This window comes from Bacillus pumilus, from assembly GCF_900186955.1.
In the GTDB taxonomy this organism is placed as follows: domain Bacteria; phylum Bacillota; class Bacilli; order Bacillales; family Bacillaceae; genus Bacillus; species Bacillus pumilus.
Genome location: NZ_LT906438.1, coordinates 1443985 through 1461227 on the forward strand (window position 1 = coordinate 1443985; position 17243 = coordinate 1461227).

Annotated in this window: 23 protein-coding genes; 19 read left to right on the forward strand and 4 right to left on the reverse strand. The window is 42.1% G+C overall.

The features are described from left to right. Positions 1–4: 4 nt before the first annotated feature. From ctaD to ctaG, 4 genes are read left to right on the forward strand one after another with little or no spacing between them, the layout of a single operon-like run. On the forward strand, positions 5–1876 hold the full coding sequence (gene ctaD, locus CKW02_RS07265; protein WP_050945109.1) for a cytochrome c oxidase subunit I: 1872 nt from the start codon (positions 5–7) through the stop codon (positions 1874–1876). Further along, positions 1876–2496, forward strand: coding sequence for a cytochrome c oxidase subunit III (gene ctaE / locus CKW02_RS07270; RefSeq protein WP_003210862.1), 621 nt, complete (start codon positions 1876–1878; stop codon positions 2494–2496). Before ctaD ends, ctaE begins: the two co-directional genes overlap by 1 nt. A 2-nt stretch (positions 2497–2498) precedes the next feature. Then, a complete protein-coding gene (ctaF, locus tag CKW02_RS07275) occupies positions 2499–2828 on the forward strand; it encodes a cytochrome c oxidase subunit IVB (protein WP_003211520.1) in 330 nt (109 codons plus the stop codon). Positions 2829–2858: 30 nt separating this feature from the next. Continuing rightward, the gene (gene ctaG / locus CKW02_RS07280; protein WP_003211132.1) at positions 2859–3737 is read left to right on the forward strand and encodes a cytochrome c oxidase assembly factor CtaG; all 879 of its coding nucleotides are present in this window, start codon (positions 2859–2861) and stop codon (positions 3735–3737) included. Between the two features lie 31 nt (positions 3738–3768). Here the strand turns inward: ctaG and CKW02_RS07285 are convergent, their stop codons facing one another. Next, positions 3769–4134, reverse strand: a complete 366-nt coding sequence (locus CKW02_RS07285) for a YugN family protein (protein ID WP_003212299.1) — start codon at positions 4132–4134, stop codon at positions 3769–3771. Between the two features lie 161 nt (positions 4135–4295). Between CKW02_RS07285 and CKW02_RS07290 the strand changes: the two genes are divergently transcribed. The 9 genes from CKW02_RS07290 to coaD all read left to right on the forward strand — a co-directional run bounded on the left by CKW02_RS07290 (position 4296) and on the right by coaD (position 9354). After that, positions 4296–4718, forward strand: a complete 423-nt coding sequence (locus CKW02_RS07290) for a CBS domain-containing protein (protein WP_034620044.1) — start codon at positions 4296–4298, stop codon at positions 4716–4718. A 122-nt stretch (positions 4719–4840) separates the two neighbouring features. Beyond that, positions 4841–5884 (forward strand): CAP domain-containing protein, encoded by a 1044-nt coding sequence (locus CKW02_RS07295; protein ID WP_003212349.1) that lies wholly within the window; start codon positions 4841–4843, stop codon positions 5882–5884. 108 nt (positions 5885–5992) lie between these two features. Further along, positions 5993–6406, forward strand: coding sequence for a YlbD family protein (locus CKW02_RS07300; RefSeq protein ID WP_003212038.1), 414 nt, complete (start codon positions 5993–5995; stop codon positions 6404–6406). 19 nt (positions 6407–6425) lie between these two features. Further along, positions 6426–6674: a YlbE-like family protein gene (locus CKW02_RS07305; RefSeq protein WP_034619936.1), complete on the forward strand. Its 249-nt coding sequence runs from the start codon at positions 6426–6428 to the stop codon at positions 6672–6674. A 72-nt stretch (positions 6675–6746) separates the two neighbouring features. After that, positions 6747–7154 (forward strand): hypothetical protein, encoded by a 408-nt coding sequence (locus CKW02_RS07310; protein ID WP_034619934.1) that lies wholly within the window; start codon positions 6747–6749, stop codon positions 7152–7154. Between the two features lie 57 nt (positions 7155–7211). After that, positions 7212–7661 carry a regulatory iron-sulfur-containing complex subunit RicF gene (gene ricF / locus CKW02_RS07315; protein ID WP_003211139.1) on the forward strand — a complete coding sequence of 150 codons (450 nt, stop codon included), beginning with the start codon at positions 7212–7214 and terminating at the stop codon, positions 7659–7661. Between the two features lie 66 nt (positions 7662–7727). Continuing rightward, positions 7728–8000 (forward strand): YlbG family protein, encoded by a 273-nt coding sequence (locus tag CKW02_RS07320; protein WP_003212137.1) that lies wholly within the window; start codon positions 7728–7730, stop codon positions 7998–8000. Between the two features lie 310 nt (positions 8001–8310). Next, positions 8311–8868, forward strand: coding sequence for a 16S rRNA (guanine(966)-N(2))-methyltransferase RsmD (rsmD, locus tag CKW02_RS07325; protein ID WP_003211265.1), 558 nt, complete (start codon positions 8311–8313; stop codon positions 8866–8868). Between the two features lie 3 nt (positions 8869–8871). After that, positions 8872–9354, forward strand: a complete 483-nt coding sequence (gene coaD / locus CKW02_RS07330; RefSeq protein WP_003211876.1) for a pantetheine-phosphate adenylyltransferase — start codon at positions 8872–8874, stop codon at positions 9352–9354. Positions 9355–9367: 13 nt separating this feature from the next. Here the strand turns inward: coaD and ylbJ are convergent, their stop codons facing one another. Beyond that, the gene (ylbJ, locus tag CKW02_RS07335) at positions 9368–10576 is read right to left on the reverse strand and encodes a sporulation integral membrane protein YlbJ (RefSeq protein ID WP_003211685.1); all 1209 of its coding nucleotides are present in this window, start codon (positions 10574–10576) and stop codon (positions 9368–9370) included. A 158-nt stretch (positions 10577–10734) separates the two neighbouring features. On the opposite strand from ylbJ, the gene CKW02_RS07340 reads away from it, so the two are divergent. Continuing rightward, on the forward strand, positions 10735–11514 hold the full coding sequence (locus tag CKW02_RS07340; RefSeq protein ID WP_034619932.1) for a patatin-like phospholipase family protein: 780 nt from the start codon (positions 10735–10737) through the stop codon (positions 11512–11514). A 4-nt stretch (positions 11515–11518) separates the two neighbouring features. Beyond that, complete coding sequence (locus CKW02_RS07345; RefSeq protein ID WP_050945105.1) at positions 11519–12547, forward strand: SepM family pheromone-processing serine protease; 1029 nt, start codon at positions 11519–11521, stop codon at positions 12545–12547. A 177-nt stretch (positions 12548–12724) separates the two neighbouring features. Here CKW02_RS07345 and CKW02_RS07350 read toward each other — a convergent pair whose 3' ends face one another. Further along, complete coding sequence (locus CKW02_RS07350) at positions 12725–13969, reverse strand: nucleotidyltransferase (RefSeq protein WP_034620043.1); 1245 nt, start codon at positions 13967–13969, stop codon at positions 12725–12727. A gap of 206 nt (positions 13970–14175) precedes the next feature. On the opposite strand from CKW02_RS07350, the gene CKW02_RS07355 reads away from it, so the two are divergent. The 3 genes from CKW02_RS07355 to gerR all read left to right on the forward strand — a co-directional run bounded on the left by CKW02_RS07355 (position 14176) and on the right by gerR (position 15574). Further along, positions 14176–14694, forward strand: coding sequence for a YceD family protein (locus CKW02_RS07355; protein ID WP_003210956.1), 519 nt, complete (start codon positions 14176–14178; stop codon positions 14692–14694). 26 nt (positions 14695–14720) lie between these two features. Further along, complete coding sequence (gene rpmF, locus CKW02_RS07360) at positions 14721–14894, forward strand: 50S ribosomal protein L32 (RefSeq protein ID WP_008354700.1); 174 nt, start codon at positions 14721–14723, stop codon at positions 14892–14894. Positions 14895–15034: 140 nt separating this feature from the next. Continuing rightward, positions 15035–15574 carry a sporulation-specific transcriptional regulator GerR gene (gene gerR / locus CKW02_RS07365; protein WP_003211601.1) on the forward strand — a complete coding sequence of 180 codons (540 nt, stop codon included), beginning with the start codon at positions 15035–15037 and terminating at the stop codon, positions 15572–15574. Between the two features lie 46 nt (positions 15575–15620). Here gerR and CKW02_RS07370 read toward each other — a convergent pair whose 3' ends face one another. Further along, entirely contained in the window at positions 15621–16100 is a 480-nt protein-coding gene (locus CKW02_RS07370; RefSeq protein ID WP_003211702.1) for an N-acetyltransferase, read from the reverse strand. A gap of 209 nt (positions 16101–16309) precedes the next feature. Here CKW02_RS07370 and CKW02_RS07375 point away from each other — a divergent pair, with 209 nt between their 5' ends. Continuing rightward, on the forward strand, positions 16310–17209 hold the full coding sequence (locus CKW02_RS07375) for a 2-dehydropantoate 2-reductase (protein WP_003212350.1): 900 nt from the start codon (positions 16310–16312) through the stop codon (positions 17207–17209). Positions 17210–17243: the final 34 nt, after the last annotated feature.

Consider the following 17243-nt stretch of genomic DNA (forward strand, 5'->3'; position numbering starts at 1 on the left):
TTTCATGGTGAGTACTATAGCTAAAAAGCGGGGGTTTGGCGCTGTCTTATGGGATTACTTGACGACGGTTGACCACAAAAAAATTGCCATACTATATTTAGTGGCAGGGGGATTTTTCTTTTTAATTGGCGGCCTGGAAGCGATGATAATCCGTATTCAGCTAGCCATCCCTGAAAATGATTTTGTAAGTGCAGGGTTTTACAATGAAGTCATGACGATGCATGGAACAACGATGATTTTCCTTGCAGCAATGCCGCTTTTATTTGCATTAATGAATGCGGTTGTACCTATTCAAATTGGTGCACGTGACGTAGCGTTTCCATTTGTGAATTCACTTGGTTTTTGGCTGTTCTTTTTCGGAGGAATTTTCTTAAATCTTGGATGGTTTATGGGCGGGGCACCTGATGCAGGCTGGACTGCATACGCTTCGCTCACGCTGAATTCAGAAGGACACGGCATGGATTTCTATATTTTAGGGTTGCAGATAGCGGGTATTGGTACGCTAATTGCCGGAATCAACTTTCTTGCAACGATTATTAATATGAGAACGCCTGGTATGACGTATATGAGAATGCCGCTCTTTACTTGGACGACATTTGTCGCCTCAGCACTGATTTTATTCGCATTCCCGCCGCTTACTGCAGGGCTTGCGATGCTGATGCTTGATAGAATGTTTGATACGAGCTTTTTTAATCCAGAGCTCGGCGGAAATACAATCATCTGGGAGCATTTGTTCTGGATTTTCGGACACCCAGAAGTTTATATCTTAATCCTGCCAGCATTCGGAATATTTTCTGAAATCATTCCAGTGTTTGCAAGAAAAAGGCTGTTTGGCTATTCGTCTATGGTGTTTGCGACTGTATTGATTGGTTTCCTTGGATTCATGGTGTGGGCGCATCACATGTTCACAACTGGACTTGGTCCGATTGCCAATGCCATCTTTGCTGTAGCCACAATGGCGATTGCGGTGCCGACAGGAATTAAAGTATTTAACTGGCTGCTCACCATATGGGGCGGTAATGTGAAGTTTACAACGCCAATGCTGTATTCCGTTGCCTTTATACCGTCGTTTTTACTTGGCGGGGTAACCGGAGTCATGCTTGCAGCAGCTGCAGCAGATTATCAGTTCCATGATACGTACTTTGTTGTGGCGCATTTCCACTACGTCATTATCGGCGGGGTTGTATTCGGTATTTTAGCTGGTGTGCATTACTGGTGGCCGAAGATGTTTGGAAAAATACTGAATGAGAAGCTTGGGAAAATTGGCTTTGTGCTGTTTTTCGTCGGTTTCCATTTAACCTTCTTTATCCAGCATTTTCTCGGTCTTTGGGGCATGCCGCGCCGAGTCTTTACATTCTTGCCGGGTCAGGGGCTAGACCTTGGGAACTTGGTCAGTACGATTGGGGCACTGTTCATGTTTGTAGCTGTTGTCATCATGCTGATTAATATCATCTGGACGACAGCAAAAGGGGAGCGTGTATCGGGCGATCCTTGGGGAGATGGAAGAACGCTTGAATGGGCAGTGTCTTCACCTCCGCCAGAATATAACTTTAAACAGCTTCCGCTTGTCAGAGGACTAGATCCATTATGGATTGAAAAAATGGATGGTAAAAAAGGAATGACAGCATCTGAACCGCTCGATGATATTCACATGCCGAATAATTCCATCTTACCTGTCATTATCTCATTCGGTCTATTTGTGTCAGCGTTTGGCTTCATGTATCGTCAAGAGCATAGCTGGGGGCTTCCAGTGATTCTCATTGGTCTTGGCATTACATTTGCGACCATGCTGGTTCGCTCTCTTAAAGACGATCATGGGTACCATATTCACAAAGAAGATTTGACCGATGACGATGATAAAGGGGTGAAAGCATAATGGAACCACAAAAAATGACAGCAGAAACTTTTCCGGCTTCTCCTGAGAAAGCCACGTTAGAAGGAAAGAATAAGTTCGTCGGGTTCTGGTTGTTTCTTGGGGGAGAAACCGTTCTGTTTGCATCGCTCTTTGCCACGTATTTGGCGCTGAAAAACTCTAATGCAGGCGGAGCAAAAACAACTGATATGTTTGATCTCACGCTTGTCTTTATTGCCACGATGCTTCTACTGACGAGCAGTTTAACGAGTGTGTATGCAATGTATCATATGAAAAACTTTGCCTTTAAAAAGATGCAGCTTTGGCTTGGTGTGACTGTGCTATTAGGTGCTTCATTTTTAGGGGTTGAGATTTATGAGTTCTATCATTATGTGCATGCGTATGATTTTACCATTACCAGCTCAGCTCTTGGTTCCTCCTTCTATACACTTGTTGGAACTCACGGGGCTCACGTCGCCTTTGGACTTTGCTGGATTACCGCTCTTATGATTCGAAATATGAGACGCGGACTCGATTTATACAATGCGCCGAAATATTATGTGGCAAGTCTGTATTGGCACTTCATTGATGTTGTGTGGGTCTTCATCTTTACCGTTGTATATTTAATGGGAATGGTGGGATAAGAATGGGAAATAAAAACACAAATCAGTCTAAAGTCGATCTTGTATACCGTAAAAAGAAAAATGCCGAAGAAATGAAGCATCAGCTCATTTCTTTCGGCTTGATGATTGGATTAACCTTTGTTGCCTTTTTAACAATCGCTTCTGAAGACGTAGGAAACTGGTTCGCAGTACCATTTATTTTACTGCTTGCCGTTATTCAGGTGGCTTTTCAGCTTTATTATTTTATGCACATGAACCAAAAAGGGCATGAAACACCCGCATTGTTTCTTTACTCAGGTGTGTTTGTCGCGTTTATTACCGTATTAGCCTTTTTGACCATTATTTGGTGGTAAGCCCGCTTTGCCCTTGAAGGAGGCGCAGCAATGGAGAACTTAGAAATATTCGGATTTCGGGCATTATGGAGCCCTTACTATTTGACTAGTATTGTCATAGCAGCTGCTCTTTATCTGCTTCTTGTGACAAAGGGGAAGTATCGTGCGACGGTAAAAGAGAAAACGCTGTTTCTGACCGGGCTTGTGCTGTTATACGCCGTAAAAGGAAGCCCAATTGATTTAATGGGGCATATTATGTTTAGTGCACATATGGCGCAAATGGCGGTGCTCTATTTAGTCATTCCGCCTCTCCTTATTACAGGATTACCTGCGGCCATTTGGGAGCGGATCATACAAACACCAGGCATTCAGCAGATGTTTCGTTTGTTTTCCAAGCCTTTAATTGCATTGCTCGGGTTTAACGGCTTGTTTTCGATGTACCATATTCCGCTTGTGTTTGACTTTGTGAAAACAGATCCGTTTTATCATGCGCTGATGACAGTGGTCATTTTTATCGCTGCCTTTTTCATGTGGTGGCCGCTCGTTCATAAAGTCCAAAGTCAGCCTCAGATTACAGGCATTTTAAAGCTTGGTTATATCATGGCAGACGGGATATTAATGACTCCTGCGTGTGCACTCATCATGTTTAGTGAGGCACCGATCTATGCAACCTATTCTGATGCTGGTGCTTGGATACAGGCGCTGCATCTATGCGTACCAAGTGATACGCTGGCAGGTCTTGCGCTCACAGGTCCTGAAATGTTCCATACCTTGCCGCTGCTAGAAGACCAGCAGCTAGGCGCGATTTTGATGAAGATTATTCAGGAGATTGTGTACGGCTCGATCCTTGCTGTTGTCTTCTTTGACTGGGCAAGAAAAGAAAGAGCGAAAGATGCCGTACCAGATGCCCTGATTCCGAAATATGAATGAAAAAAGCACAGCCGGATGGCTGTGCTTTCGTTTATGCTTCTGCAGTCATTGCTTCTAGTTTTTCTTTCAGCTGTTCAAGCGTTTTTTTGCTTGATTGGATGAGAGACTTAGGGAAATCTTCGCCTTCGCCGTATTCAACACCGTGCGGATAATAATGTTTTCCGAGTAAAGGTGTGAGAAGCTGTATGTGTGCTCTTTTTGAACCTATATCTCCTTCGGTGGCGTAGCCGGAAATGCGTAAATAAAAGGTTCCCTCTACCATGTTAAACTTTCTGTCGTACGTCACACGCTCATAATCCCATTGATCGGCTCGTACAAATCCTTCACTTTCCATGATGAAATCTAATTTATTTAAGTCAGCTGCTACCTTTTCAATCCCCGTACCTTCAAACTTCACCCAAAACCCCTCCTTATAAAAATTCCCTTTACTGACAATCATAGTATGAAAGCGTTAAACTTTCAACTGTGAAAGGTATGTTCTTTTATAACCTGGTTACAGTAATAAAGAAAATAACAGATGGAGGAATCAACGTGAAAACAAAAAAAATCAAAGATATTATGACAAAAAAAGTAGTGACATGTCAGCAAGATGACAATACGTATGAAGCGGCAGTCAAAATGAGAGAAGCAGACATTGGAGCCATTCCCGTGGTTAACGGAGATCAGCTCGTTGGTATCGTGACAGACCGTGACCTTGTACTCAGAGGCATTGCAGAAAAAAAGCCAAACTCACAGGAAGTAGGCTCGCTGATGACGAAGGAAGTACTGACAGCAGAAGAAGATGCAACGCTTGAAGAAATTGTCCGGCTGATGTCAGAGCACCAGCTTCGCCGCATTCCTGTTGTGAAGAACGGTGCATTAACAGGGATTGTCGCTCTTGGAGATTTATCCGTCGAAGATTTATCGAATGATCGCGCAGGAGATGCACTGACAGAAATCTCTCAGCAGGATCAAGATCATGGGCAAGGATTTCTTCATTAAGAGGGGCATATTTTAAATTCGTGTTAAATAGGCTGTATTGTCGTTGATAAATAGAGCGAGTTTTGTTTAAATGACAGTAGAAGGTACTTTTTGTACCTTGCCAATTTAACGGAGGTGTTTATTTGAAAACTGTGCTCAAAACACTCCTCATCCTCCTGATTATATCTGGAACGTACGTTCTGTTTATTCAATATGGATCTTCACCAGAAAAAGAAAACAGCAATGAACCGAAGGTGTCTAATGAAGAAACATCTAGCGATAAGCCGATCAACATCCCGAAAAAGGGGCTCATGTCCTTTATGGGGAAATCTTCAAACGAAGTGCTTAAACAGCTGGGAGAACCAGATCGCATTGATCCTTCCGCATATGATTATGACTGGTGGATATACAATCAATCGAAGAAGCACTATATTCAAGTAGGGGTAAAGGATAGTAAAGTGGTGACATTGTTTGCAACAGGAGACGGGCTCAATGTTGAACCGTTTAAAATCGGTCAAGCCACAAGTGAGGTATTTAAAAAAACACAAATTGCACCTTACATTCATGTAGAGGATGAACAAAATTCATACCGCTTTGAATTCTCAGAAGATGATATGAATACAAGACCTACCGTGAAAGTGGACGATGATGTATATGTTCAGCTTTACATGGATAAGTTTGAAAGCACCCTTTCAAGTATTAGGGCGTTTAACGCAGATACATTTGTGAAACAAAAGCCATACGAAGTCGTCTATCGTGGTCAATTGATAGAACCAGAGGCAATATCGGGTGAAAAATGGAAAGAGATCGAAGCTTCCAGTCAAAAACAAATTTTTGATATGACCAATATAATTCGTCATAAGTACAAACTGCCGATCTTAAAGTGGGATGATGAAACCTCTGAAGTGGCATTCATGCATAGTGAGGACATGAAAGAGAATCATTATTTCTCCCATGAATCTAAAAAATACGGTACGCTGAAAGACCGATTAGAAAGAGGCGAGGTGGCATTTCAGCTCGCAGGTGAAAACATTGCCTATAATTATGTAGATGGACCTGCAGCGGTAGAAGGCTGGCTCAATAGTGAAGGTCATAGGAAGGCGTTATTAAATAAAGATTACACACACCTTGGCGTCGGTGTGAAAGAAAAATACTACACCCAAAACTTCATTAAAAAAACATCTTAAACGAAAGCAGCTGCACCATCGCAGCTGTTTTTTTGATTGAAAAAGAGGCTCACCAAAATAACTGCTGATGTATATAGTATAGTAGGCATTTGTATGGGGGGTGAGGATATGACAAACAAGCAAAAACAAACATCCATTGATGAATTTAAACAATTCGTCAGACGCCATCCGAAGTTAATTCAAGAAGTGCAAACGCAAGAAAAAAGCTGGCAAAGTGTATACGAAAATTGGGTCATGTTTGGTGAAGAAGATGAGATGTGGTCTCCTTACCGGCAAACGCAATCTGGAGACGTGAAAGAAGAAAAAGACTCTAAGCCAAGTGAAGCGGGAAAAGCCGATTTTATGTCTAAAATGGTTTCTGCTGTGAAAAAAATGGACGCTGATCAAATGAATGAACAAATCAACAAAATGAGCCAGTCTATTTCCTCTTTACAAAGCTTACTCGGACAATTTTCATCAAATGGCTCAAAGAAAGGTTCATCTGGAGGCAGTCAGCACCCATTCTCCTTCAGGAAAGATTAAGTGAAAGGGGATGCTTTTGGTGCGGAAAGAAGTACTGGAGTTTGTCATGGCCGAAGAGGATCGAATCAAATTCATCAGACAGCGTCCTCTCTGGTACAGACAGCTGACTCGACATCCTGATAAGCTATCGTCCTTTGAATTAGATAAAATGAATTTTTACGAAAAAACCATTCCTCATCGTGTGAGTCAGTTGAGTAACAGTGTCCAAATGGCTGAAATGATGATTCAAATGTTCCAAGCAATGCGCAATCAAAATGGAGCCGGATGAGGCTTTTTTGAGTTGATTAAGATGTCTATTTCCTGAGCATCCTATAAAAGTAGATGAAAGGAGAATCAGATGATGAAATGGATGCTGTCAATATGCGCATTGCTTTTTCTTGTCACCGGGTGTCAAAGTCAACATGAAGAGAAGCAAGTCATAAAGCAAGATCCAGCTGTACATGTGATGCAGCAAGCCCAAAGCGAAATGAAGCAGCAAGGTTTTTTAAAATACAAAGTGCAGGGGTCTTCTGTTTATATAGAAAGTACACTGCAAGATTTTCATCTTGAGCCTACGCGACTAAAAAAGGATGAGAAGGCGGGATATTTTACAGTGTATGTAGACGGAAAACGTGCAGGCAATGAATATACTGCTGCATTTGTGGTCAAGCATCTCTCAAAAGGAAAGCATAAAATGACCGTTGTGCTCAATTCTCTTCATCCAGAATATAGGCAGAAAAGAGAGACATGGGATGTATTTGTGACGTAAAAGCATTTTCTGATCCATAGGTTTCGTGGTAAACTATGAATTGGAGGTGCATCATTTATGTATGCGACAATCGAATCTGTGGAGCTCCAAGAGGAAGCGAATCAATTGGCTGCCATGATTCTTCAGTCGGAGGAGGCTGAACATTACCGCAACTGCTTTAAGCGTCTCCAGCAAGACGAAGAAGCCCAACAAATTATTGCCCATTTTACAAAAGTAAAAGAGCAATATGAGGATGTGCAGCGGTTCGGCAAATACCATCCGGACTATAGAACGATCTCAAAGGAAATGCGTGAGGTCAAAAGAAAGATAGATCTTCACGATACAGTGGTTGATTTCAAAAAAGCAGAAACAGCGATTCAATCCATCTTAGATGAGATTAGTATTGAAATCGGTCAAGCTGTATCAGCATATATCAAAGTTCCAACAGGGAACCCATATTTTGATGGTCTATCATCATGCGGCGGTGGCTGTGGATCTGGTGGCAGCTGTGGCTGTAAAGTATCTTGACGAGACTTGAATGTCTCGTCTTTTACATAATGACTGAAAAGAATTGAAAAAGCGGCAGGTGAAAAGATGGAAACCAAACGTCAAGGGATGGTCGTTTGGCTGCATTCGTTAAAGCAGTCAAAGGCGCTAAGAAAATTTGGAAATGTTCACTATATTTCAAGGAAAATGAAATATGCAGTGATCTATTGTGATATGAATGATCTCGAGCGCCATATGGCTAAGCTCAGCTCATTGCCATTTGTGAAGCGTGTTGAGCCTTCATATAAACCTTTTATTAAATTAGAGTACGAATCCAAATTGGACAAAGCAAAAGAGTATGATTATAAAGTGGGCTTTTAAAGACACAAAAAAACCCCCGCGGCATCACCCGCGGGGTCCTTCTATTCTTAATGATTCATTAAGGAGAAGGCAAAGGGAGAGGAGAAACCGGAGGAAGAACTTATGGGGAAACGTAAGTCTTCTCCGCGGTTGGCAACAGCACCACATCAGATGCTGTTATAAGTAGTATGACCCCGCTTTCCTTGATCTATACATAGAAAATGAATGAAAGTCCGCGCATTGTCCCCTGCGGAGTGTTGTGGTAAGATAATGTTGGATTTTTTGTCATACACAATAACCAATAGAAGCAAGCAGAAAAAGTGGTGGGAAAATGAGAGTCATCTCTGGAACGAGAAAAGGCCGCACACTTAAAGCGGTACCAGGTCAATCAACAAGACCGACGACAGATAAAGTAAAAGAATCGATATTTAATATGATTGGCCCGTATTTTGATGGCGGATGGGCCCTTGATTTATTTGCGGGAAGCGGTGGTTTAGGGATTGAAGCGCTTTCTAGAGGATTCGATCATTGCATATTCGTTGATCGAGATATGAAGGCGATTCAAACGATAAAAGGAAATCTCAATCAATTGGAGCTGATTGATCAAAGTGAAGTGTTTCGAAACGAGGCAAAGCGTGCACTCGCAGCCGTTGTGAAACGAGAGGAATCCTTTCAAGCGATCTTTCTTGATCCGCCTTACAAAGATCAACAGCTGAAAGCACTTCTTGACATGATTGACGAGCATGCCTTATTAACAGATGACGGCGTAATCGTGTGTGAGCATGATAAGGACGTTATACTGCCAGAGGAAGCTGGACAGCTTTACATATCAAGACAGGAACTGTACGGGTTGACTGGTATTACGATCTATAGAAAGCGGGGAAATTAAAGCATGGGGAACATAGCCGTTTGTCCGGGTAGCTTCGATCCAGTCACATTGGGCCATTTGGATATCATCAAAAGAGGTGCAAAGATCTTTGATGAAGTGTATGTATGTGTACTAAATAACTCATCCAAGAAACCGTTATTTACCGTTGAAGAACGGTGTGAGCTCATTCGCGAAGCGACGAAGGATCTGCCAAATATCAAAGTCGAATCCTTTCACGGTCTGCTTGTTGATTATGCGAAACAAAAAGAAGCCAAAGTCATTTTACGCGGATTAAGAGCTGTGACAGACTTTGAATATGAAATGCAGGGCACATCAATGAATAAAGTGTTAAACGATGACATTGAAACGTTTTTCATGATGACCAACAATCAGTATTCCTTCTTAAGCTCAAGCATTGTCAAAGAAGTAGCGAAATATGATGGTTCAGTCAAAGACCTTGTGCCAAAAGAGGTAGAAGAAGCGCTGATAGAAAAATTTAAAGGATGAGTGCACTGTGCACTCATCCTTTTTTTAATTTCTGATAGTATAGCGCCGTATACAAGATCAAGCTGCATAGCGTGATCAAAGGGCCAGCTGTCACAAGCTGATTCCAAAGCACACTGCTGTACATGACGACCTGCTGGCTTGCTTCAAAGGCACCTGCTGGGAGAGCCATGTCAGATCGAGAGACATAAAGAGGCTTGAACAATAAGAAGGCAAAAACAGCTGCATAAATCCCGTGAAGCAAACGAGCGAAGAAAAACGGTTTAAAGCGTATATCTGTTGCCGCCAGAATGCCAGCGACCTGAGCTTGAACAGAAAACCCGCTGAATCCTAATATAAAGCTGACGACAATCGTTTTAGCAAGAAGGGTGACTTCCTGTGACCCTGTCAGCTGACTTCCTAATGTGATTTCAAATAAACCGGCAATCATCGCAAGATCTAATTCTGGCGGAAGGTGCATCGTTTGCAGCATATATCCGATCCCTATGGATAAGAGATCCGTCACATGAACAACTGACAGCATTTTGCTAAACACAGAAAATAAGATAATAAAGCCGCCAATCATAAAGAGTGTTTGGACTGATGACATGACCGCATCACTTAAAATTTGGCCGAGCGGTCTTTTCTCTGCGAGTCTTGCTGTATGAAGAGCGCTGAATGCCTCTTGAAACGGTGGGAATAAAATTTGCTTACGGCTTCTCAGATGTGCATCATGCCGTGCTTTATATCCTCGCATCGTCACCCCAACAGCGAGATTCCCTAAATAATGTGCGCAGGCCAAAACAATTCCTAAAGCTGGATGATGAAAAAAACCAACAGCCACCGCACCGAAAATAAACAATGGGTTCGATGAATTTGTAAAAGAAACGAGGCGCTCTGCTTCGATTTGTGTCAGTTGTCCTTCTTGCCTGAGTCTTGTGGTTAATTTCGCACCAGAAGGAAAGCCTGATGCCATTCCCATCGCTAGGACAAATCCGCCTACACCAGGCACTCGAAAGATGGGGCGCATAAATGGCTCTAATAATACCCCGACAAATCTGACAATCCCGAAACTAATTAATAGCTCGGACAAAATAAAAAAAGGAAGCAATGATGGAAATACAACCTCCCACCACATTGCAAGTCCATTTTTAGACGCTTGCAAAGAGGCTTGTGGATGTGTAATCACAGTGGCTGTTAAAAAGATAAAAAAAGCAGCGATGAACAGAGTGTTCCATTTTTTCATGGAGATTTCGCCCCTTGCCGTTATGATCTATTGGCGAGCTCGTGATCAAAAAAGAAAGAAACTAGCCGAGCCTGTCTTCTATTACTATACGAGCAGAAGGGGCATGTTTAGACCAATAGATTCGTATATATGTATAGAAAAGAGGAGGGTGGATTTTCATGAGGCGACCAGTCATCGGGCTTGCGTTAGGCTCTGGAGGTGCGAGGGGAATGGCACATATCGGAGTTTTATCTAGTCTTGAGAAACAAGGTATTCAGGTAGATATGATTGCTGGCAGCAGTATTGGCGCACTTGTTGGGAGCTTTTATGCGGCAGGACAGGACGTAGAAAAAATGAAAAAACTTGCACTTGTCTTCAGAAAAAAGTATTATGCTGACTATACACTGCCAAAAATCGGTCTTTTAAAAGGAAATCGAATTTTGCAGCTGATTCACACGTTTACATATGGGAAAAAATTCGAAGAATTAAAAATGCCCCTTGCAGTGGTTGCCTGTGACCTCGAGACAGGGGAGAAGGTCGTGTTTAAAAAAGGGTCTGTCTCACAAGCAGTCAGAGCAAGCATCAGCATTCCGGGCGTGTTTGTTCCTCATGAAATGGGCGGCAGACAGCTAGTGGATGGAGCGGTTGTGGACCGCATTCCTGTGTCTGTTTTAAAAGATATGGGCGCAGACCTCATCATCGCCTCTGATGTATCAAGAGTGAAAAAAACGGAAAAGGCGACGAGATTATCGGATGTGATTATGCAAAGTTTGGACATCCTTCAAAATGAATTGGTCCGTCATCAAACCATTCACGCTGATGTCATGATTCGGCCGAGGCTTGAAACATTTAGCTCGAGTGCGTTCGCGCAGGTGCAGGAGATGATTGAAGCAGGTGAGCTTGCCGCAGATCAACTAACAGGTACACTGAAAGATGTCATTGATAAATGGGAGTGTTAATCGAATGAAAAAATTAAATATTCGCTGGCTCAGCTTTTTTGTCGTTATCCTTGTATTATGTGGCTTAACCTTTGTCAAACTGCCATATTACGTGACAAAGCCGGGTGATGCAACCGAGATTGCTCCCCACATTCAAGTAGACGGCGGATATGGCGAGAAGGGCAGCTTCTCTCTTATGACAATTAAAGTAGGTCCAGCCAATCCGTATACGTATTTGCTTGCGAAAATGAATAAATATGATGAAATCGTCCCAGAAGAAAATATTAAAGCGGACGGGGAGTCGGATCAAGATTATATGAAACGGCAGCTTCAGCTGATGAAAAGCTCGCAAGAAAATGCCATGATTGCAGCATATACAAAAGCAGGTAAAAAAGTAGATTATACGTTTAACGGCGTATATGCAAGCTACGTGATGAAAGGAATGCCTGCTTACGGCAAAATTGAAGTGGGCGACCGAATTAAAAGCGTTGATGGCAAGACCTATGATTCTGCTGATAAAATGGTTTCGTATATCAGCAGCAAAAAAGCAGGTACATCTGTCCGTTTTGTCCTTGAACGAAATGGCAAAGACATGACGGAGAAAGTGACGTTAAAACCATTTAAAGAAGAGCCGAATCGAGTTGGAATTGGCGTATCATTATTTACAGACCGAAATGTGAAAGTCTCACCTTCTATTAAGGTGGATATTGAAAATATCGGCGGACCGTCAGCGGGTCTTATGATGTCACTTGAAATTTATAACCAGCTGACAAAAGAAGACGAAACACATGGCTATGCGATTGCAGGAACGGGAACGATTGACGCCGATGGAACGGTCGGTCCAATTGGTGGAATCGATCAAAAGGTCGTGGCGGCAGATAAAGCAGGAAAAGATATATTCTTTGCACCGAATGATAAAGGTGATCCAAATTCAGACTATAGAAATGCTGTCAAAACAGCGAAAGATATTAAAAGTGATATGAAAATTGTGCCTGTAGATACAATGCAAGATGCCCTGAACTATTTAAACAAATTAAAAGAGAAAGCATCTTAATCAAAAAAGAGCAGCCTTCATAAAGGCTGCTCTCAGCATGTAGACAAACCTTTGCATTCTTTGTCAGGACTGCAAAGGTTTTCTATTATGCTGAAAAGAAGACAAAGGCTAAAATAAAGATCATTTTAGCCCTGTGTCAACAATTTGGAGCAGCCTTCCGCAAGGCTGCTTTTTTTGCTAAGACTGGAAGAGACCAGTCTCTTCATCATATCGGATCGGTGAGGTTTTAAATTCCGCTTCCGTTAAGTTCGTTTGCATCGGCTCACTAACGGGCAGGCTGAAGACGCGGGATGCGCGAATATCAAGATTAAGTGCGGGATGTGAAAAGGCAGACAGCTTACTGACGAGCGGCACGTCCAATTCTTTTTTCACAAGAGATAAGTATTGCTGCCCTTTCTTTGACATACCAAGTAAACGAATATAAGGCGCTTTTTTCTCTTTCAGCAGCTCATGCATGGCACTCTTTTTCACCCTCATTAAGAGATGTGTGTTCATCCGTTGCAGCCTCGTCCACGTATAGCGTTTTGTTTTCACAAGTGATAGATATTCCTCGTAGGAGGACGCATGTGTAATCGCCTTTTGCATGCGGTGTTCGATGCCTTCTTCGATTTCATAGATGCCTTCTAGTTCTGCCGTATCCATTGTGTGAAAAACGTGTTTTAAGAAGCTAAAGTAGGCTTCTTGTGTATGTAGAAGACCATATGAAGAATGATAGTCATGTAATTGCTTGAGCGTAGCTTCTGGGAGATAAGGGGCGACTGTTTCAAATGTACCATGATCTTTTAACGCTTTTCGTATACTTGTTGCGCTTGCGATTTTCTGATTTTCAGGTAGTTCTTCATCATGATAACCAGATGAAATCCTTTGAGAGGTAAAGGGCTGCATGTGAGGGGATCTCTCCAAGATGGCTTTGACATAATGGAAACCTAAAATGTTATTGGGCAGAGACAGATCCAGTAAGTGCTTAGGATCAATCACCTCTTGAAACGCAGCAGCAGCTGCAGCTGGATAACTAAGGCCCTCTTTTACTTTTCCTTTTGTGAAAAGGTCAATTTCTTCTTTTTTCTCATGCCAAGCACGAGCTGTTCGCTCGAATGCTTTGATGTCACCATCCTCGCTGCCGAAAAAAAGGGAGCGGCATTTTAAAGCATCTAGAATCGCCACAGCACCGTTTGCAAAGGTTTCTGCCTTTTGCACTGCGTATATGTATGGAAGCTCACACACAATGTCTACACCGTTTTGCAGTGCCATTTTTGTCCGCGCCCATTTTGAGACGATGGCAGGCTCACCGCGCTGGAGGAAGGAACCGCTCATGACGGCAATGGCAACATCTGAGGAGGTATGTGTTTTCGCCTGACGAACATGATAGGCATGTCCATAATGAAATGGATTATACTCGACAACGACTCCTGTTGCTTTCAATAGATGTTCCGCCTTTCTTGCTATGGTTAAATGGTCTATGCTACAGTAGCATAAGAGAAAAATGAAGCCCATTTTTTTCAGTGTAGGCATTCCGAGAACTGATGTCAAACAACGCTCTGACATCACAAAGGACTGTAAAGAAAAAATATTGACAAATAACATGAGGAAAGCTATAATCATGTTTGTTGCTCTTAGAGGTGATACAATTGAAATGGACAGTTTATCAGTTACATCAAAAAGCTAAAAACAGCTTCGATTTTCATGAGACGGTTGACTTAAATGAACTTACTAGCCTTCATTCAGATATACGTCGCATTTCACCGGTAGAGGTGAAAGGGACTGGAGTGATCGAATCAAAGCAAGTCGCATTTGATTTAACCATCACAGGTGAAATGACATTGCCTTGTTCAAGAACGCTTGTTGATGTAAATTATCCATTTGCGATTTCAACGAAAGAACTATTTGTACTTCATAAGACAGACGACATAGAAGATGAAGACGTTTCTATTGTAGAAGACGATATCATCGACTTAACGCCTTTAGTCAAGGAAGAAATTCTTCTTGAAGTGCCGATGCAAATCTTTTGCGACCAAACGGACGTAAAAGGTGCTGCACCACAAGAAGGGAATGACTGGGCGGTCATTTCGGAAGATGCACATCAAAACCGAATTGATCCGCGTCTGGAAGGCTTGAAGAAGCTCTTAGAAGAAAATAATGAATCTTAACTTAACTCTTTAAGGAGGTGGGAATAATGGCTGTACCTTTTAGAAGAACTTCTAAAATGAAAAAAAGATTGCGTCGTACGCATTTCAAACTACAAGTACCTGGTATGGTAGCTTGCCCAGAATGCGGTGAAATGAAAATTTCTCATCGTGTCTGCAAATCTTGCGGAACATACAAAGGCAAAGACGTAAAAAGCAACTAATGCTTGATAAAAAAACGTGAGGGAATTCTTCCCTTGCGTTTTTTTATTTGTCTATTTTTTAGGATTCTCTCCTGCAAATAGTCTATCTACTCTAGTAGGCGCATATGATGTGGTATTCAGATTCAGGGGGGGATGATCAATTGACAATTACAAGGCAGGACGCATGGACACAGGATGAAGATTTACTTTTAGCAGAAGTTGTCTTAAGGCACATTCGAGACGGAGGAACGCAGCTTTCCGCATTTGAGGAAGTCGGGAAAGCATTGTCAAGAACAGCGGCAGCATGTGGTTTCAGGTGGAACTCATACGTTAGAAAACAATATCAGGCAGGCATAGAGCTGGCAAAAAAACAGCGGAAAGAATTGCGCAAAAAAATAGGTATTCATTCCTCTGGTTTACCACAGCATGCGTTAACCATAGAAGAGAAGACTACTTCAAATCAGGCTGAATTGACCCTTCGAGAAGTGATTCAGTTTTTAGAGCAGCTTGAAAAAGAACCTGATGGACCTACTCATTTACGCGAAGAACTGGCAGATGCACAGCATCAATTGAAGTCACTTATAGAAGAAAATGAACACTTAAAGCGGCAATTAAAAATGACAGAAGAAGATTACCGGGCACTCATAAGTATTGTTGAAAGAGTCAAACAGAATATCAGCTTAAAAGAATATGCTAAATAAAGAGACGCCCCTCACAAAGAAAGGAGGGGCGTTTTGTGATCAGGATTTAAGCGGATTCACCTGTATTTTTTTGAATATGTGCGGGCTCCCAGATGAGGGGATTTTCACCCTTATCGCGCTCCATATCATATTTGACTGCTTCAAAGCCCATTTTATCCCAAAAACCAGCAGATTTGACGCGCGGATTGGTCCGAATTGGCAATCCGAACGATTTAGCGAATTCAACAAGTGCTTCGCCGTACCCTTTGCGCTGATACCCAGGAAGCACTTCCAGCTTCCACAGCTCTAAATAATCATGGTTGTGGTTAAAATAAGTTGTCGTTGAGCCGTCCACTTGATAAAGGCTCATACGTGCCACTAGCTTATCTCCAAAATAAATCCCATAAAATGGAGAGTTGCTGTCATTTTCAATCATATTGCTTTCAAGGTCTTCGAGCATGGATAGCTCTTGTATGCCGTATTCCTTAAATTGTTTAAATTCCTCTAACGTTTTGTAATTAATTAGAAGTCGTTTTACTTGTGCCATATGATCTTCCCCCTTACACACATAATGTCGACAGTGATGTCATTGAAGGCGTTTTCATCCCACCCGCCTCAAAAAGTTTTTACACTTATTATTATAGTTTTTAAATTAAAAAAATTCAATCATAGCGCGCCATCTGCTTTTTGCATCACGACATGAACCTGTTAAAATAGTTGATATCATGAAGTAAACGAAAAAGGGATGTGCGGCAGTTGAATATTGGAATCATTGGCGGCGGTGCGATTGGTCTGCTTTGTGCTAGTTATTTATCACAGCATCATGACATCACAGTCTTTACAAGAAGAAACGAACAGGCAGAAGAGATTCGAGCAGTAGGCATTGAGCGAACAGTAAAAGGAGAAACATGCCAGGCGGCTGTTCATGCACAGACAGGAATAACAGGAGAATTTGATTTGCTCATCGTGACAGTGAAATATCATCATTTGCAAGATGTGCTTGGTGAACTATCGACATTACCTCCTCATCGTATCTTATTCTTACAGAACGGAATGGCTCACTTATTAGATTTGGAGAATTGGAAAACGGGACATTCATTATACATAGGTGTGGTAGAGCACGGAGCTATGAAGATGTCAGATCATGCAGTGAACCATACAGGTATCGGTGTCATTAAGTGGGGGGCATTTCAGCATGAAGAAGCAGCTGATATAAAAAAAGCATTGAATGAGACATCATCTCATTTTCAAATGATCTATACGGATGAATGGAAAAAGGTGCTGGAGGAAAAACTGCTTGTCAATGTCTGTATTAATCCGCTCACGGCTTTGCTGCATGTGAGAAACGGGGAATTGATCGCAAACCCTTCATATGAATACATGATGAAATGTGCATTTGAAGAAGCAGTTTCCATCTTGAGCTTACATGAAAAAGAGCGGCTCTGGTCTTATGTAGTCTCTGTTTGTGAGAAAACGGCTGAGAATCAGTCGTCTATGCTTCAAGATATAGTGAAAGGCCGCCAAACCGAAAGAAAAGCCATCCTTGGCTATCTTTTAAAAAAGGCTCAAGCTCACAGCGTTGCGGCGCCACATCTCACTTTCTTTGATCGAAGCTTGGAAGTATTGGAAAAAAAGCAAACAAAATCTTTTGAGTGAGCTCATTTACATGCTATACTTTTTTCGGGAAACT

What these genes read in the sequence shown, in the direction of transcription:
- CKW02_RS07320 (WP_003212137.1), top strand. Translation starts at nt 7,728, where the DNA reads ATGGAAACCAAACGTCAAGGGATGGTCGTTTGGCTGCATTCGTTAAAG.
- rsmD (WP_003211265.1), top strand. Translation starts at nt 8,311, where the DNA reads ATGAGAGTCATCTCTGGAACGAGAAAAGGCCGCACACTTAAAGCGGTA.
- ctaG (WP_003211132.1), top strand. Translation starts at nt 2,859, where the DNA reads ATGGAGAACTTAGAAATATTCGGATTTCGGGCATTATGGAGCCCTTAC.
- ylbJ (WP_003211685.1), bottom strand. Translation starts at nt 10,576, where the DNA reads ATGAAAAAATGGAACACTCTGTTCATCGCTGCTTTTTTTATCTTTTTA.
- ctaD (WP_050945109.1), top strand. Translation starts at nt 5, where the DNA reads ATGGTGAGTACTATAGCTAAAAAGCGGGGGTTTGGCGCTGTCTTATGG.
- ctaE (WP_003210862.1), top strand. Translation starts at nt 1,876, where the DNA reads ATGGAACCACAAAAAATGACAGCAGAAACTTTTCCGGCTTCTCCTGAG.
- CKW02_RS07340 (WP_034619932.1), top strand. Translation starts at nt 10,735, where the DNA reads ATGAGGCGACCAGTCATCGGGCTTGCGTTAGGCTCTGGAGGTGCGAGG.
- coaD (WP_003211876.1), top strand. Translation starts at nt 8,872, where the DNA reads ATGGGGAACATAGCCGTTTGTCCGGGTAGCTTCGATCCAGTCACATTG.
- CKW02_RS07310 (WP_034619934.1), top strand. Translation starts at nt 6,747, where the DNA reads ATGAAATGGATGCTGTCAATATGCGCATTGCTTTTTCTTGTCACCGGG.
- CKW02_RS07345 (WP_050945105.1), top strand. Translation starts at nt 11,519, where the DNA reads ATGAAAAAATTAAATATTCGCTGGCTCAGCTTTTTTGTCGTTATCCTT.
- rpmF (WP_008354700.1), top strand. Translation starts at nt 14,721, where the DNA reads ATGGCTGTACCTTTTAGAAGAACTTCTAAAATGAAAAAAAGATTGCGT.
- ctaF (WP_003211520.1), top strand. Translation starts at nt 2,499, where the DNA reads ATGGGAAATAAAAACACAAATCAGTCTAAAGTCGATCTTGTATACCGT.
- CKW02_RS07300 (WP_003212038.1), top strand. Translation starts at nt 5,993, where the DNA reads ATGACAAACAAGCAAAAACAAACATCCATTGATGAATTTAAACAATTC.
- ricF (WP_003211139.1), top strand. Translation starts at nt 7,212, where the DNA reads ATGTATGCGACAATCGAATCTGTGGAGCTCCAAGAGGAAGCGAATCAA.
- CKW02_RS07290 (WP_034620044.1), top strand. Translation starts at nt 4,296, where the DNA reads ATGACAAAAAAAGTAGTGACATGTCAGCAAGATGACAATACGTATGAA.
- CKW02_RS07370 (WP_003211702.1), bottom strand. Translation starts at nt 16,100, where the DNA reads ATGGCACAAGTAAAACGACTTCTAATTAATTACAAAACGTTAGAGGAA.